The organism is Anaerolactibacter massiliensis, assembly GCF_900290205.1.
Lineage (GTDB): Bacteria > Bacillota_I > Bacilli_A > Erysipelotrichales > Erysipelotrichaceae > Bulleidia > Bulleidia intestinalis.
This window is the reverse complement of record NZ_OLMH01000001.1, coordinates 263,197-277,918: the sequence shown is the minus strand read 5'-3', so window position 1 is coordinate 277,918 and position 14,722 is coordinate 263,197. Positions and strand designations below refer to the sequence as shown.

Annotated in this window: 12 protein-coding genes; 5 read left to right on the top strand and 7 right to left on the bottom strand. The window is 46.1% G+C overall.

Annotated features, from left to right (window positions below; translation table 11 throughout):
* Positions 1-160 precede the first annotated feature (160 nt).
* A complete protein-coding gene (locus C7E00_RS01410; RefSeq protein ID WP_105302579.1) occupies positions 161-859 on the top strand; it encodes a YiiX/YebB-like N1pC/P60 family cysteine hydrolase in 699 nt (232 codons plus the stop codon).
* A gap of 76 nt (positions 860-935) precedes the next feature.
* Positions 936-1,901: a hypothetical protein gene (locus C7E00_RS01405; protein ID WP_105302578.1), complete on the top strand. Its 966-nt coding sequence runs from the start codon at positions 936-938 to the stop codon at positions 1,899-1,901.
* Positions 1,902-1,961: 60 nt separating this feature from the next.
* Here the strand turns inward: C7E00_RS01405 and C7E00_RS01400 are convergent, their stop codons facing one another.
* From C7E00_RS01400 to C7E00_RS01380, 5 genes are read right to left on the bottom strand one after another with little or no spacing between them, the layout of a single operon-like run.
* The gene (locus tag C7E00_RS01400) at positions 1,962-3,533 is read right to left on the bottom strand and encodes an FGGY-family carbohydrate kinase (RefSeq protein WP_105302577.1); all 1,572 of its coding nucleotides are present in this window, start codon (positions 3,531-3,533) and stop codon (positions 1,962-1,964) included.
* A 6-nt stretch (positions 3,534-3,539) separates the two neighbouring features.
* The gene (locus C7E00_RS01395) at positions 3,540-5,285 is read right to left on the bottom strand and encodes an FAD-binding oxidoreductase (protein WP_105302576.1); all 1,746 of its coding nucleotides are present in this window, start codon (positions 5,283-5,285) and stop codon (positions 3,540-3,542) included.
* 4 nt (positions 5,286-5,289) lie between these two features.
* A complete protein-coding gene (locus C7E00_RS01390) occupies positions 5,290-5,655 on the bottom strand; it encodes a DUF1667 domain-containing protein (protein ID WP_105302575.1) in 366 nt (121 codons plus the stop codon).
* Complete coding sequence (locus C7E00_RS01385; RefSeq protein WP_105302574.1) at positions 5,652-6,911, bottom strand: NAD(P)/FAD-dependent oxidoreductase; 1,260 nt, start codon at positions 6,909-6,911, stop codon at positions 5,652-5,654. The genes C7E00_RS01390 and C7E00_RS01385 overlap by 4 nt, the downstream gene beginning before the upstream one ends.
* On the bottom strand, positions 6,898-8,628 hold the full coding sequence (locus tag C7E00_RS01380; protein ID WP_105302573.1) for an NAD(P)/FAD-dependent oxidoreductase: 1,731 nt from the start codon (positions 8,626-8,628) through the stop codon (positions 6,898-6,900). Before C7E00_RS01380 ends, C7E00_RS01385 begins: the two co-directional genes overlap by 14 nt.
* 124 nt (positions 8,629-8,752) lie before the next feature.
* Between C7E00_RS01380 and C7E00_RS01375 the strand changes: the two genes are divergently transcribed.
* Positions 8,753-9,316: a TetR/AcrR family transcriptional regulator gene (locus C7E00_RS01375; protein ID WP_105302572.1), complete on the top strand. Its 564-nt coding sequence runs from the start codon at positions 8,753-8,755 to the stop codon at positions 9,314-9,316.
* Positions 9,317-9,369: 53 nt separating this feature from the next.
* Positions 9,370-9,843: a pyridoxamine 5'-phosphate oxidase family protein gene (locus C7E00_RS01370; RefSeq protein WP_105302571.1), complete on the top strand. Its 474-nt coding sequence runs from the start codon at positions 9,370-9,372 to the stop codon at positions 9,841-9,843.
* A gap of 76 nt (positions 9,844-9,919) precedes the next feature.
* Here C7E00_RS01370 and C7E00_RS01365 read toward each other — a convergent pair whose 3' ends face one another.
* Together C7E00_RS01365 and C7E00_RS01360 are read right to left on the bottom strand one after the other, a co-directional pair.
* A complete protein-coding gene (locus C7E00_RS01365) occupies positions 9,920-11,434 on the bottom strand; it encodes a response regulator (RefSeq protein WP_105302570.1) in 1,515 nt (504 codons plus the stop codon).
* Between the two features lie 4 nt (positions 11,435-11,438).
* Positions 11,439-13,214: a cache domain-containing sensor histidine kinase gene (locus C7E00_RS01360; protein WP_167836418.1), complete on the bottom strand. Its 1,776-nt coding sequence runs from the start codon at positions 13,212-13,214 to the stop codon at positions 11,439-11,441.
* 155 nt (positions 13,215-13,369) lie between these two features.
* Between C7E00_RS01360 and C7E00_RS01355 the strand changes: the two genes are divergently transcribed.
* A complete protein-coding gene (locus tag C7E00_RS01355) occupies positions 13,370-14,704 on the top strand; it encodes an ABC transporter substrate-binding protein (RefSeq protein ID WP_105302568.1) in 1,335 nt (444 codons plus the stop codon).
* Positions 14,705-14,722 lie beyond the last annotated feature (18 nt).

The window sequence follows — 14,722 nt, the reverse complement described above, 5'->3', positions numbered from 1 at the left end:
CTTTTCAGTTTTCTCCTAGATGGTATTTTTAGACAAGGAGGATTGCAATTATGTACTTCATTCACAAATTAATTGTACTAATTGGAAAAAACGCTTTGGCAGCAACATCATTCCACGGTATGTATCAGCCTGATTATTTGAAAAGGAGGAATTTAGGCTAATGAAATCAATCGCTAAATTATTAATCTCTCTTGCAATTTGTTTTACCTGCGATCCATTACATGTCAGTGCTCAAGAAAACATTCCAGATGAAGGAGATACTACAACAGAAACGCCTAGTCCAGAGAAAATTGAAGAGCAATGGGCAGAAGAGCTTATCTATCGAGCAAACACAGTTCAGCTTTCAGCGGATAAGAGTACTTTAAGATATCCAGTCATGGAACAAAAAAGAGTATCGACGACAGGTACTTGGACATGGCGAGATGGAGTAATTTGTGTTACAGATTCTTATGCATCTGTTGATTGGTTTAATAATGGCCATGCCGGAATTGTTGCCGCCGCCCCATATTATCGAGCAACAATAGAGGCAAATCCAAATGTTGGGGTTCAAGTAAGATATGGTGATTGGGCTTCTCGTTTCCCTAACAAAAATGTCTGGCAAGCAGGAGTACATGCTACTACTGTCCAGCAAGATCATGATGCAGCAGTATGGGCAGCCACCCAATTAGGGAAGCCCTATAAATTTCCAACAACTTTAGGAAATCGCGATGCATATTATTGTTCACATTTGGTTTACGCCGCTTATAAAGATACTTCTGGCGTAAATCTCGATACCATTAAATGGCCAGGCTTTATTCATCCGTTTGAGCTACTTGACACTAGTAATGTAAGCATTGTTTATCGTAGAAATGCAAACTAAATATATACTGCCCATCTTAATTTCTTCAAGCTTATTATCTGCATGCTCTGCATATCAGGTCCCTGACTGCAGCGCCATGGTTGTTTCTGAAGACAAATACTTCTACACGGATGAAAGCTTCTCAACAATCAAGTCTGCAGATCGGAAGAAAGACAAGGGCCTCAATTACTTCGGCGGGAGATTTCTTTCTGAGAATAACGAGTACTACTTCACACAGACTTCAGCAAACAGAAGGAATAATTCAGAGATTGCGCTGATCAGCAAATCTTCGCTTGAGATCACTCGCAAAGAAGGCAATTACTATGCTCAGACGATCGATGATCAGTACTGCTATGGCGTCGAAGTGCTTCCCGATCAGTTCATCATTCATCGCTTTGACTTCAATCTGAAAGAGGTCGATTCCAAGACCTTCAGTGACTATTCCGGAATTGCAGTCGTCAATCAGATTCTATCTGACAATGAAAAGATCTATCTTCTGGTCGGAATCGTCCCATCTGATGCATCCTATGGATCTGCGGAAAACCATCTCTATATTCTGGATGATTCCATGAATCTAATGCAGGATGTCGATCTAGGTCTATATGATGGTTCTTATACCAGCATGATAGAAGCGGGCAATGATCTTTATCTATGCAGTCCGGCAAAGGGATATGATCCCTCGACATACACTTCCTATTCCAACAACGAAATGGCGATCTTCGATCTGGATACGCAATCGATCACTGCCACGGTATCCCTGGAGCTTACTTCTCCAGAATCCATCGCAGCATGCGGAGAGTACCTGGTAATCGCAGCAGATCCTTCCAGCTACGGAAGCTATGCATGGGAACTCTATTCCATCAGCGATGGTTCCCAGCATCTGCTGCAATTCCCGGACACTTCAGAAGAACAGCCGCAGACACCATTTGCCGCTGTCCATAACGGTCTCTGCTATTTTGTATTCCGGAACAGGATCGAAACCTATAATCCGGTTTCCGGTGAGCAGAATACTATTGCCCTTTCAGACACCGACAGTGCTTCTGTTCTGTTCTTCAGGAACTGAATTTTTGTGTATTGAAATGACCGTCCTGCGACGGCCATTCTTTTTCTATGCATGCATGATTCAGAAGTTGCGATCCATCAGCTTGCTGTCATGATAGATCTCATGCAGCTTCTGATAGAGCGGTTTGAGGTGTCCGTAGGTACGCTGATAGACATCATCATAAAGACGGTTGTAGATTTCAGTCACTTTCTCACGAGGCTCAAAGGTATCTTTGTAATGCACGCAGCTTTTCACTGCTGCTTCATAGGAGTCAAAAATTCCCATGCCGACCATTGCAGCCATTGCGCAGCCGATGCCGGTTGCTTCATAAGATTCTGTTCGCAGAATCGGAAGTCCGAACATATCTGCAGTGATCTGGCAGATCTCATTGCTCTGCGATCCGCCCCCTCCGACTGCTACGGAGGTGAACTTGCTGCCGCGGCGCTTTTCGATATGGCGCATGCCGTCGATCAGTGCAAAGTTGATGCCTTCCACAATTGCCCGGTAGAGATGAGCTCTGGTATGCACATCGCTGAAGCCGATGATTGCGCCTCTTGCGGTCGGCATCGTGACGTTCGGAGTAAAGTATGGCTGCATGATCAATCCGTCGCAGCCCGCCGGGATCAGCGCCAGGCTGCGGTTCAGAATCTCTTCTGCAGAGATGCCGAGTTCCTCTGCCTTTTCCATCTCGTGGGAAGCAAATTCTTTCTTGAACCACGAAATCAGCCAGTACCCGCGGAAGATTTCGATTTCCGGATTCCACTTTCCCGGAATCACACCCGCGTAGGCAGGAATGAATCGTTCCGGTTCCTGATAGGTATCTGACATATAGGAAATCGTTGCGGTAGTTCCTAATCCGATGGCTGCCCTTGAATCATCAGAACAGCCAAGTCCGAGCAGTTCACATGCTTTATCCGATCCGGACGCATACACAGGCAGTCCTGCTTTCAGGCCAGAGTCATGAGACGCTGATGCAGAGATCGTGCCGAGAATCGTACCGGATTCCTGGATGGCATAGCAGCTTTCCCCTTTGATCGGGAAGACCGGATAAGTCAGATCCCGTTCTCTCATCCACCGGCGATGCTTATGATCAAACGGAATATGTCCAACCATGCTTGCAGCAGCATCTTTCAGCTCGCCAGTCAGACGATAGATCAGATACGTGCTCAGAAGCACATAGTATTTCGTCTTGGCCCAGATTTCCGGTTCTTCTTCCCGGATCCAGTTGCAGTGCGATTTCTGATACTGCATCAGAAAAGTCTCATTCATTCCGGCTGCCCGGATGGCTGCTTCAGTCAAAAACGGGACTTCCGGTGTCCCGGATGCAATTCTCTGATCCAGCCACAGGATCGCAGGTCTCAATGGCTTCATGTGCTCATCCAGGCAGATCACCGTATCCCGGATGGTCGTGATGGAAACCGCTTCGATCTCCATGAACAGATCCGGATGTTCTCTTCTGCATTGCTGTGCCGCTCTGCAGATCATTTCATAGTAATAATCTGCATCCTGTTCTGCCCAGTCCGTTTCCGGCGAAACATATGCAGGCTCATGATGCAGCTTGGCAATTGCGAGAACAGATCCCTTCTGGTCCACGATCATTGCCCTTGAGCTCTGGGTTCCTACATCAAATACTAGAACGCAATGGTCTGACATGATGCTTCACCTTGGAATATCCTCACGCTGGAAGTGTTTCCTGTCTTCCGGTACATCCAGGCCGAGCGTTCCGCCCGGATTCATCATATGCTCCGGATCGAAGTAATCACGGAGGACCTTGATCACACCATATTCCTTATGACCGAGACTGCCTTCCAGCCACGGTCCGAACATCTTGCCGATGCCATGATGATGGCTCATCGCAGCTCCTGATTTCTGAATTGCATCAAGAATCGATGCGTGATATTTCCGGAACTCTTCGGCATTGTCCATGCGAGTGATGAAGATGAAGTACAGATTCGCACCCTGCGGATAGCAGTGTGACATATGGGTCGTCACAATCGTATTCGGCAGAGCATGGCATACTTTCCTCACATCCCGGTGAACCTGCTCCATGTTGCTCCAGTTTACAGTGCATTCCAGCGTATCCGTCATGATTCCGAAATCCAGCATCGTGTCTCTGAGATACGGATCGTTGAATCTGCCTTTCTCCCAGCTCTTCGTGACAAATGAAGTCAGACTCATGCCGCCATACTGATGGGCAATCCGGCGGATGTTCTTAGCAACATTTGCCGAATATCCCTTCTCCCCATCCGTATAGCCCAGAAACAGACAGCGCTCCATATCCTTGAAGCCTCTTGCATTGAGCAGCTTCCAGAGCGGCGTTTCATCGACATTGTACAGTCTCAGCATCAGATTGGTTTCTTCCGGATCAGAAAGACGGAACACGGAAGAAAAGCCAGCCTCGCACTGCATCATCTCTCTGGCAGCAGCCATCGCGGTCGGCCAGTCCCGGAAGATATAAGAAAAACGCTTCCGATTTTCCGGCATATACCGATGCACCTTCAGGGTCACTTCCGTCAGAACTCCGAAGGTTCCTTCCGACCCCATCATGATCTGATTCAGATCCGGTCCGGTTGCCTGACGCGGATAGTGAGAAGTCTGAATTTCGCCGATCGGTGTTGCATATTTCTGCGAAAGCACGATATCCGTGATGCAGCCATAGTATGTGCTGTTCTGGCCAGCACCTCTGGTCACCGTCCAGCCGCCGACGCTGCTGTACTCAAACGATTGCGGAAAGTGCCCGCAGGTATAAGCACGCTTTGCACCGAACCGCTGCACCGCCTCATTGAGATTCTTTTCCAGATCCGGCCCTGACATCCCGGCCTGAACGGTAATCGTCTGGTCAATCTCGTTGAAAGAGATTACCTTGTTGAAGCGCTTGCGCATATCAAGCGATATTCCGCCCATGGTCGGTTCAACTCCCATCGTGACACTGCTGCCGCCTCCATAGACATAAAGCGGGAGATGATGTTCAGAACAGTAAGACACGATCTTCTGCACTTCTTCATGCGTACTCGGATAAACAACGGCATCCGGCAGGGAATCAATCTGATGCTGGCGCAGGCGCAGCGTATCATAGCCAGTCTTTCCATACGCAACTGCCAGCCGCGGATAATCCTCCGTCGTCACATTTTCTTCTCCGACGATCTCCTGCAATGCCTTCAGATCTTCCGCAGAAATCTTCGATGGCTGATCCAGCTTTACTTTCTCCATGCCGATCGAACCGTCATAATGCGAGAAATCTTCATCCGTCATCCGGAACGTTTCCTTGATCAGCTTATACAGAGATTCCTTCGGATACTTCACAAACTCCGGATCTCCCCAGCGGAAAATCGAGCGATAGCTATCTGCCGGAGCTGCCTCCTTCACCCACTTCGGTTCAAATCCCTGATACGGTTTCACTGCCATAGAATTATCCCTCCTTCAGAATGCTGCTGGTCACAATGACATCGGCATTCAATCCCAGTACATTGCGGATCACCGGGTCTCCCGTGCCTAGCCGCTCGGTGACCGTAACCCGATTGATTTCCTTCATGACATCAAAGATCTTATCTTTCGGAATCTCACATGACACCCGCACCGGCAATACCGGCACTTCCGGGAAAATCGTTCTGACCGTCGTGCAGATCGTGCGCATCGGACATGTTATTTCACTCTCTCCGAATGCCTTCCCACGCGGACACTTATTGCCTTCAACCATGATGGTCCCGTTTTCTTCTCTCACCGTTAATGCACAGCCATTCGGGCAGACGATGCAGGTCATCTTCCGTTCTTTCATTCCGCTACCTCCTGCAGCATCACATTCAGGGTGCTGCTCTGGCGCAATCCATCCAGATTTCCAGGCAGAATCAGGCGCTGCATTTCCGGCGGCCGGAGATGGCTGAATGCTCTGCTGAACACTTCTTTATTCCCATCCATGATCACAAAGCGAGCTTTCTCCATCGGCTTGGAAGTGCGGAAATAGATGGTGATCGGCTGATTCTGCGGATCTGCTTTCAAAATCCGCTGCGGCACCAGATACAGAAGCGACTGATCCGCATCCATCCTGATGCATGCATGTTCGCTGCCATCATAAGCAGCGGCAGCAGATCCTGCTGTTTCACCGCTCTCCGAGACATAATCCACCAGGTCATTCACATGCAGCGCATTGCCGCACACAAACACCCCCGGGACATTGGTCATCAATGTCTCATCCACCGACGGTCCCTTGGTGCGGCGGTCCATCTCTGTCCCGATGGATTCTGCAATTTCATTTTCCGGAATCAGGCCAACCGAAAGAATCAGCGCATCGCAGTCAATTCTCTCTTCGGTACCTGGAATCGGGTGCATCTGTTCATCAACTTTGCTGATCTCAACTGCTTCCAGACGATCTGCTCCGAATACTCTGGTCACGGTGGTCGAAAGATGGAGCGGAATTCCAAAATCATCCAGGCACTGCACCAGATTCCTCGTCAATCCGCTCGGTGTGCTCTTTGCTTCATAGACTCCAAGTACTTCTGCGCCTTCAAGGGTCAGTCTCCTCGCCATGATCAGACCGATATCGCCGCTGCCGAGGATCACGCACTTCTGAGCCGGCATGATTCCCTGCAGGTTGACCATATGCTGTGCTGTTCCGGCTGTGAATACCCCAGCAGGTCTTGTGCCATGAATGAATACCTGCTTTGCCGTACGCTCACGGCACCCAGTAGCCAGCACAATCGTCTTTGAGCAGACTGAAGAAACACCCTTCTGATTCACATACGTGATCTCAAACAGCTTCTCTTTCCGTTCGATCTTTGTCACGAAGGTCAGAATCTCCGATGGAATCCCAAGACTATGGAATTCTGCGATGAACCGTTCCACATATTCAGGCCCTGACAGTTTCTCATGAAACCGCATGAGCCCGAAGCCATCATGGATACACTGCTTCAGGATTCCGCCAAGCCTGGCCTCCCGCTCAATGAGCAGTACTTCTGAACCGGCTTTCTTTGTCGCAATCGCAGCCGCAAGTCCGCCAGGTCCGCCGCCGATGACCGTCACATCAATCTGCTTCATCCTGACCACTCTCCTTTGTCTTTCTGCAGGCAATCCAGGAACGACTGCCGCTCTTCTTCACTTCTTCCAGCGGAATATGCTTCTCTTCCGCAATGATCTGCATGATCAGCGGCAAGCAGAAGCCTCCCTGGCATCTGCCCATGCCAGGTCTCACCCGCTTCTTGACGGAATCGACTGATACTGCGCCAAGCGGGTTATGAATCGCATCGATGATTTCTCCCTTCGATACTTCTTCGCACCTGCAGATGACGATCCCATAATCCGGATTCTTCCGGATCATCTCATCTCTCTCTTTCAGCGGAAGATCCTTCATATGAGGAATTCCCTTTCTCATAGGGGTGAAGGACTCATTCTTCCGGACATTCATGCCTGCATGTTCAAGCATCTGCTCTGCCATATGACTCACATCTGCTGCCACTGCCGGCGCAGTGGTCAGACCAGGTGACTGGATGCCTGCCACATGAATCAGATTATGCGTCTTTCTTCCTTCTTCGATGATGAAGTCTTCTTCGAAAGTTGCTGCACGGATTCCTGTGAAGTAGGTGATGATCTCTCTCCGGTTCAGATCAGGGCACGTGGTATTCTGTTTCTGAAATACCGTATCAATCGATTCCGGATTCGTTGCGAAGTTCTCTTTCTCATACGTTTCCACTGCATCTGGTCCGACCAGCAGATTATCACTGACGGTATGCACGATGCCGCCGCCCTTGGAATGCGTATGTTCTTTCTTCATCGGCTTCCAGGATACGATCCCTTCTGAAAGGTAAGCTGTCTTATGATCCATGATTGAATTCGTTCCTCTGCGCGGATGAATCGAGTAGAAACGATCCTGTGCCATGCGGGCAACCTCTTCAGCAAAGACCCCCGCCGCATTGATCACGATCTTCGGATAGACTGTTCCTCGGTTCGTATGAACTGCAGTGATCCTGCCATTGCTGACATCCATGCCTGTCACTGCGGTATTCAGAGAAATCTCTGCGCCATTCTGCACCGCATTCTCAGCATAGGCAATCGTCAGTCCGTAAGGACATACCGAGCCTGCCATCGGATTGTACAGAGCAAACCTGAACTCCGGATTCAGATGCGGTTCTGCCTGTTTCAGTTCTTCTCTGGAAACAAGGCGCGTATCATCCACCCCGCAGATATGTTTCCGCTGCCACGCGTATGCTGCAAGGATCGGATACAGCTTCTGATCCAGGAAACCAACATACTGTCCGCATCTCTGAAATGGAACATCCAGTTCTCTGCAGACCTGATCAAACATCCGGTTCCCGCGGACCACATACTTCTGCTTCAGAGTTCCTCTGGCAAGATCCACCCCAGGATGGACTTCGCCATCATTTCTTCCTGAAGCATGCAAGGCAACATCTGCCTCTTTATCCACCAGCAGCACGTTCAGCTGATATCGCATCAGTTCTCTGGCAATGCTGGTACCTGAAATGCCTCCTCCGATAATCAGAACATCCGGGTTCTTCCCCTCCAGTTCCTGATCTTCCAGCTCCGGAAGACGCATCTTCGGCATGGTGACTCCGGAGAGCTGAATGTCATTGACGACATGCCAACCCGGCTTCTTGGAGACGCACATCGAACACGCCTCAACAATTTCCTGCCAGGAATTCAGAGTGCCGGAAACAAAGATGCTGCGATCTTCAATCCGGACATTCAGATCCGCATGGAAGCGTGCGTTCAGCTTCTTCTGCAAAGATTCTGTCTGCATGATTCTGTTCCTTTCTTTTCAATGATGTTAGAATTGCTTTAGTCGGTTACTTGGCCGACTCATTACGCATGCATCATAGCATTCTGGTATCATAGTGTCAATCAGTGAAAGGAAGGATTCCCCAATGGCCGCTCCTCGCAATGATGATGTCAAAAAAGAAATACTCGATGCAGCACAGGCATTGCTGGAAACAACAGCAAGCGCAGATCTGTCACTTGCGGCAATTGCCGAAAAAGCTCATGTCTCCAAGGGCACTCTTTACTACCACTTTCCGAATAAAGAAGATCTGCTTTTCGCATTGATGGACCGCTATCTGGAAGAACAGCAGGCAGAGCTGGATGCCTGGACTTCCAATACTGCAAAAGACACTTCTCTGCCCAGACTCGTCAAATACGTTCTGCAGAGAGATACCGAGAATGTCGGGATCCGTCTTCATTTCATCTATGAGGCAACCGAAGGCAATGAACACGCCAGACAGCGGCTGCTGGAACGATATGAACACTTTGCAGAGGAAATCGGAGAACTGATTGCCAAGCGCAATCCAGACGTCGATGCAGAATATGCCTCGTGGCTGATTCTGATTCTTTCCGATGGTCTCCTGATTCACAAGAATCTGAAAAACCCATGTGTGGATACTGAAGACTTCATCCGGAAGACCGAACATGAAATCCGAAGATATATTCACTGAATTCGCATGCAGTGCGATAGGATAATAACATCGAATATACAGGAGGGATCGTGATGTATCCTCAGATGAGAAGATTCAAGCAGCAGATGTCAGATGACGCTTGCATCAGAGTTCTGGAATCAGGGCGAAGAGGCGTGCTTGCCGTATGCGGAAGCGATCGTCAGCCCTATGCCATCCCGCTGAACTATTATTATGAAAACGGAAGAATCTATTTTCATGGTTCTAAGGCCGGGCATAAAATGGACATCATTCAGGAAAATCCGAAGGTTTCCTTCAATGTCTTCACGCATGGAGTCCCATCTTCTGTCAAGCGCGGGCTGGATGTGGAAAGCGTTACCGTCTTCGGCACGATCCGTTTGATGGAAGCTGATGATGAGGCAGCTTCCTTCCTCAGGAAATTGGGAATGAAGTATTTTCCGGACGATTCGGAGTATATTGAGGATGAGGTAAACACCTATTGCAGAACTGTGCAGATGCTGGAACTGACGATCGATCATATGACCGGCAAGAAAGTTAATGAATCCTGAGATAGACTAGCCGTCAGAAGCTTTGATTAGGTGTCAAACATTTTAGTAGTTTGTTGACTGGCAGCCTGCTTTTCATCTACTTTCTCGATTCGTGATATTTCTGATATAGTGCCGGTGAAATACCAAAGTACTGCTTAAACACCTTAATGAAGTGTTTTGAAGAGGAGAAACCGACTTTCTGTGCCACATCGTAAATTCTGATTGAATCATATGTTTCTAACAGAAGCTTCGCCTGTTCCATTCTCAGACTTGTTAGGAATTTGGAATAAGGCAGATTCATTTCTTTATGGAATAGATCGGAAAGATAGCTGCTTGTGACATTGCATTCTCTAGCAACATCACTCAGAGATATATTTTCCTGATAATGAAGCTTGATGAATTCTACAGCTTGTTGGATCAGCGGAGCACTGGAACCAATCTTTTTTCTCTCCATCGTCTGAATGAATGCCTCAGAAAACAGTGCTCTGAAGGTATTGTTATTGATCTCATCCTTATGAATCGCAAAGTATTGATAAGGAGTTGAAACATTTGCACCGTTGCATAAGAATTTCATCAGCTGGATGAACACAAATCGATTCATTGAGATCGGAATACTATCAAACAGGATATCAAGATGGACCTTCACCTGGTCAGGAGCCCCATCACGATATGCTTCAATAATTTGATTACTGCACGTCTGCAGATGCTGATATTTTGCCCTTAGCAGCATTTCCTGCCATTCGAAATAAACGCCTTTATCAGAAATTACCGTCAATGAATTATCCTTAAGAATTTCTTCATATGAAGCGGGTAGCAATAATACATCATCAATCGGTTCAGACACCACAACAGAAAGAGCGTTCTCTCCAAAAGCAGATACAAGCTTTGCTGAAATATCCATTGCCTGATCCTGTATATTCTTTGCAGAAGATCCTTCCAAATAAACCAGAGAATTCTGATCTTTTGTAAAGAGCGGAATCATACGGTCATTCTTTGCAAGTTCGCAGATTTTCGAAAATAACTGGTACTGATAGAATTCCGATGATTTTTCAATGGTCTGTACACGCGTACTGTTTATCAGGCAATAATATCTTTTTACTAGATCGCTTTGAATCTGACGGTCATCGATCATCGCTTTTATTCTTTCGGTATTCTTATCAAGAATTGTCTGAATCATACTTCCTTTTGCAGGATTATCCGGGCAGAATACTCTAGTGAAATTCGAATTGCCGCACGAGTCCGAAAGTCGACTGCTGATCTCTCCCAATACTGCAATAAGCTGGCTGTCAATGAGCGGCTTCACAAGATAATCCATCACCTGATATTGAATCGCCTTACGTGCATACTCAAAATCTGTATAACCAGAGATAATTACCACAGCCATATTCGGGTAATGCTTCCTGCAATATTGAGTTAGTTCCAATCCATCCATACCTGGCATTTTGATATCAGTAATCAATACATCAAAATTCAGCTCACCAAGTTTTCTCACCGCATCAATTCCATCTCCGGAAACAGCAGGCACATCAAAATCAGAGCAGAATTTCGGTATGCACCTTGATAAATAAGTTCTCATCAAAGGCTCATCATCAACCACCAGAACATGATACATATTGTTATTCTCCTTGAGGTAAATAGGGCAGCGAAAGTATTACTGTTGTCCCATTTGGATTTGAAGCTACTAGAATTTTTCCTCTTTCGCCATATTTCAGACGAAGTCTTTTCTGAATATTGATCAGCCCGATATTTCCTGATGTTTCCTTTTCCGGGGACGTATTGATTTCTTCTAGCTTTTTATTAATCTCTGCCAGCTTTTCAGCAGACATTCCTGGCCCGTTATCAGAAATCACTATTTCATAAGCCTGATCATAAAAATTGGAGGCAACACGGATATGAGTAACATCTCTGTTATATTCGCACGCATACTTTACCGAGTTTTCTACAATCGGCTGAATAGTTAGTGCAGGGATGTTCTGCCCGTATAGCTCAGGGTTTATTCCAATCGAATATTCAAGCCTATCTTGATATCTGATTTTCACAATGCTTAAATATGAGCTGCAAATCTTCATTTCTTCTTCCAGGGTGATGATTTTATCGGCATTCATGATCCCTTTCAGGTAAATCGAGAAGAGCTCGATTGCATTAACAGCCTGATCTTGTTCATCACATTTGATCAGAAGAGAAATCGTATTCAGCGTATTGTAAAGAAAATGAGGCCGGATCTGTGCATATAAAGCATTATATTGTGCTTCCTTCTGAAGATACTGGGCTCGATAGACGTCCTCTGATAGCTTTGTGTTCTTCTCAATATACAGCGAGAGATTGTCTACCATCTGGTTAAATGACGAAGCGAGATATCCGATTTCATCATTTGAGCGAACTGCAGAATGAACTGAAAGGTTCCCTTTCTGCACTTCTTTCATGAGATCAACGATCGATAGTATCGGCTCCAGAAGATGATTAATAATCAGAATAAATAACACGCTGATGCCTGCAATGAAGATCACTGAAAACAGCATCATTCTGATCAGATTTCTCCGAAGAGGATGAAGAAAAGATGAATATGACTGGAGGGCCACAACTTTGATTCCATAATTATTTACAGCAGTTGCTGCAGAATAATATCGATTTCCATCATCGTCATATACATCCGAGCTAGTAAGCGCTGAGGCTAGAGAAAAACCCGAAAATTTTGCAGTATTCCTCGTTTCATACATAACCTGATTACTGGAGTCAAGGATATAGATGATTCCGTCATCCCCTAGATTTATCTGATCACAGATTTCTTTAATGCCCGAAAAATCAGCATCGACCTTAATTACTCCTAGCGTTGTATACTTCCCATCCATGCTTCGCAGCTGACGGACAAGAGAAAACACTGGCGTTGTCTTTTCACCATATACATGTTCAAATCGTGGTTCAAGGAAGATTGGCTTCGTGGAATTTGCGGCTTGGATATACCAATCTGATTCCTGATACGTCGAAACTTCAGGCATATCAAAAGGTGTGCGAATATAAGAATAGCTTTTCTGATCTGTCAGAATATATGCTCTAAGCACTTCTTTCCGAGGAAGAGTCATTACCGAAGAAAGAAATGATTCGATCTGTCTCGTATTATTCAATGACTGAGATGGATCATTTTCAGATTCTTTCAGAATCTCCAGCACATGTCCATCGTAATATGGCGCCAATGTAATTCTAGAAAGTTCATCTATATAATTTGAAATATTGGTTGAGGCTTGATCAATAATCTGCTGTGTCTGTTTTGATGATTGCTCTAGGAGTCTGTTAGAGTAAAACGAATAGTAATAATATGAAGACAATGTGACAAAAGCAAAAACGACACCGACAACTGGTAATATTATTTTTGTCCGAAATGATAAGTTATACATTTTTTTCATAACTTAAGTATATTCAAAGAAGAACCGGAAATAACAACTATCCAAAAAAACGACACCAGAATCCAAAATAATCGGAATCTTTTCAATTCTTCTTAAAGCTAATATAAAAATGCAAACCGCGGTTTCGAAGTCAAAGGGAGAAAAAGATGAATAACAATTTTTTAAAACGTGGAACGGTCGTATTCCTGTCCGCTTGTATGCTGGCAGGATGCGGTTCTTCCTCACAGGCATCTGTAAGTGGAAGCCCAAGCGCTTCTGAAAGTTCTTCGAACACTTCCGGAGAAAAGGTTCACCTGAAATTCTTTACCGGGAAAATTGAAACAATTGATGTCATGAATGAAATCATTAATGATTTCAATTCCTCGCAGGATCACATTGAAGTTGAACAGGAATATCAGAAAGACGCAAGCAATGTCATCAAGATCAAGTTTGCTTCTGATGAAGTCCCAGATATTATGACCACTTATGAGCAGGAATTCGTGGATGAAGGAAAATACATGGATCTGACGGACATGAACGAATTCTGGGATCGCATGAGTCCGGAAATGAAAGAAGCAGTTACAGATGTAGAAAGCGGAAAAGTTTATCGGATCTGCACAAACCGGACGATGGCTGGAATCTTTTACAACAAGGAAATACTGAAAAAAGCTGGCTATGAAGAATTCCCCGCAAACTATGATGATTTCAAAACCATGCTCGAAGCAATCAAGGAAACACAGCCTGATGTAACTCCTCTATTTATCTTTGGAAGTGAAGCATGGCATCTCGGTCACTGGATTGAATTCGTGCCACATGGTTACATCAAATCAACGCTTGGCACAATCGAGGCAAAGAAGGCAATGCTTTCCAATGACCAGAGCAAGCTGCGGTTTGATGATCCGGATGGCCCCATGGTTGTATTTGCACAGGATATGCTTGATCTTCAGAACGAAGGACTTATCAATGAGGATGTTCTCACTGCCACAAGTGACAACTGTGTTCAGGACTTTGCCTCTGGGAAAGCAGCAATGTTCTCTAACGGAATGTGGGCTTTATCAGGCATTCTCGAAGCAAACCCAGATATCATCAATAATCTTGGATTCGCTCCTTACCCTGCTTATATGCCTGATTCAAAACCAGTGGTGCTCAGCGCCGAAGATTCCGGTTATTCCATTTCTTCAGAAACGCCATACAAAGATGAATGCATTGAATTCCTTGAGTTCCTGTTCTCTCCTGAAAATCAGAAAAAATATAGTGAAGCATCAAAAGCACCGAGTGCATTCAACGATGTAGATGCAGAGTGGGCACCCAGCGAAATTGTTGCGGAAGTAAACAATGCTCTCAATAATGCGGCAAATATTGGATTCACCAACGAGAAACCAGCAGGATTCTCTGGCGATGATGCCGGCCGCCTGCTCCAGGGGCTGTTTGCTGGGCAGTACGATGCGCAAGGATTTGCCGACGCTTATACCAAAGCGTGGAATGATGGAATGGGGAACTGATTTTCGCTCAGTTCGAGA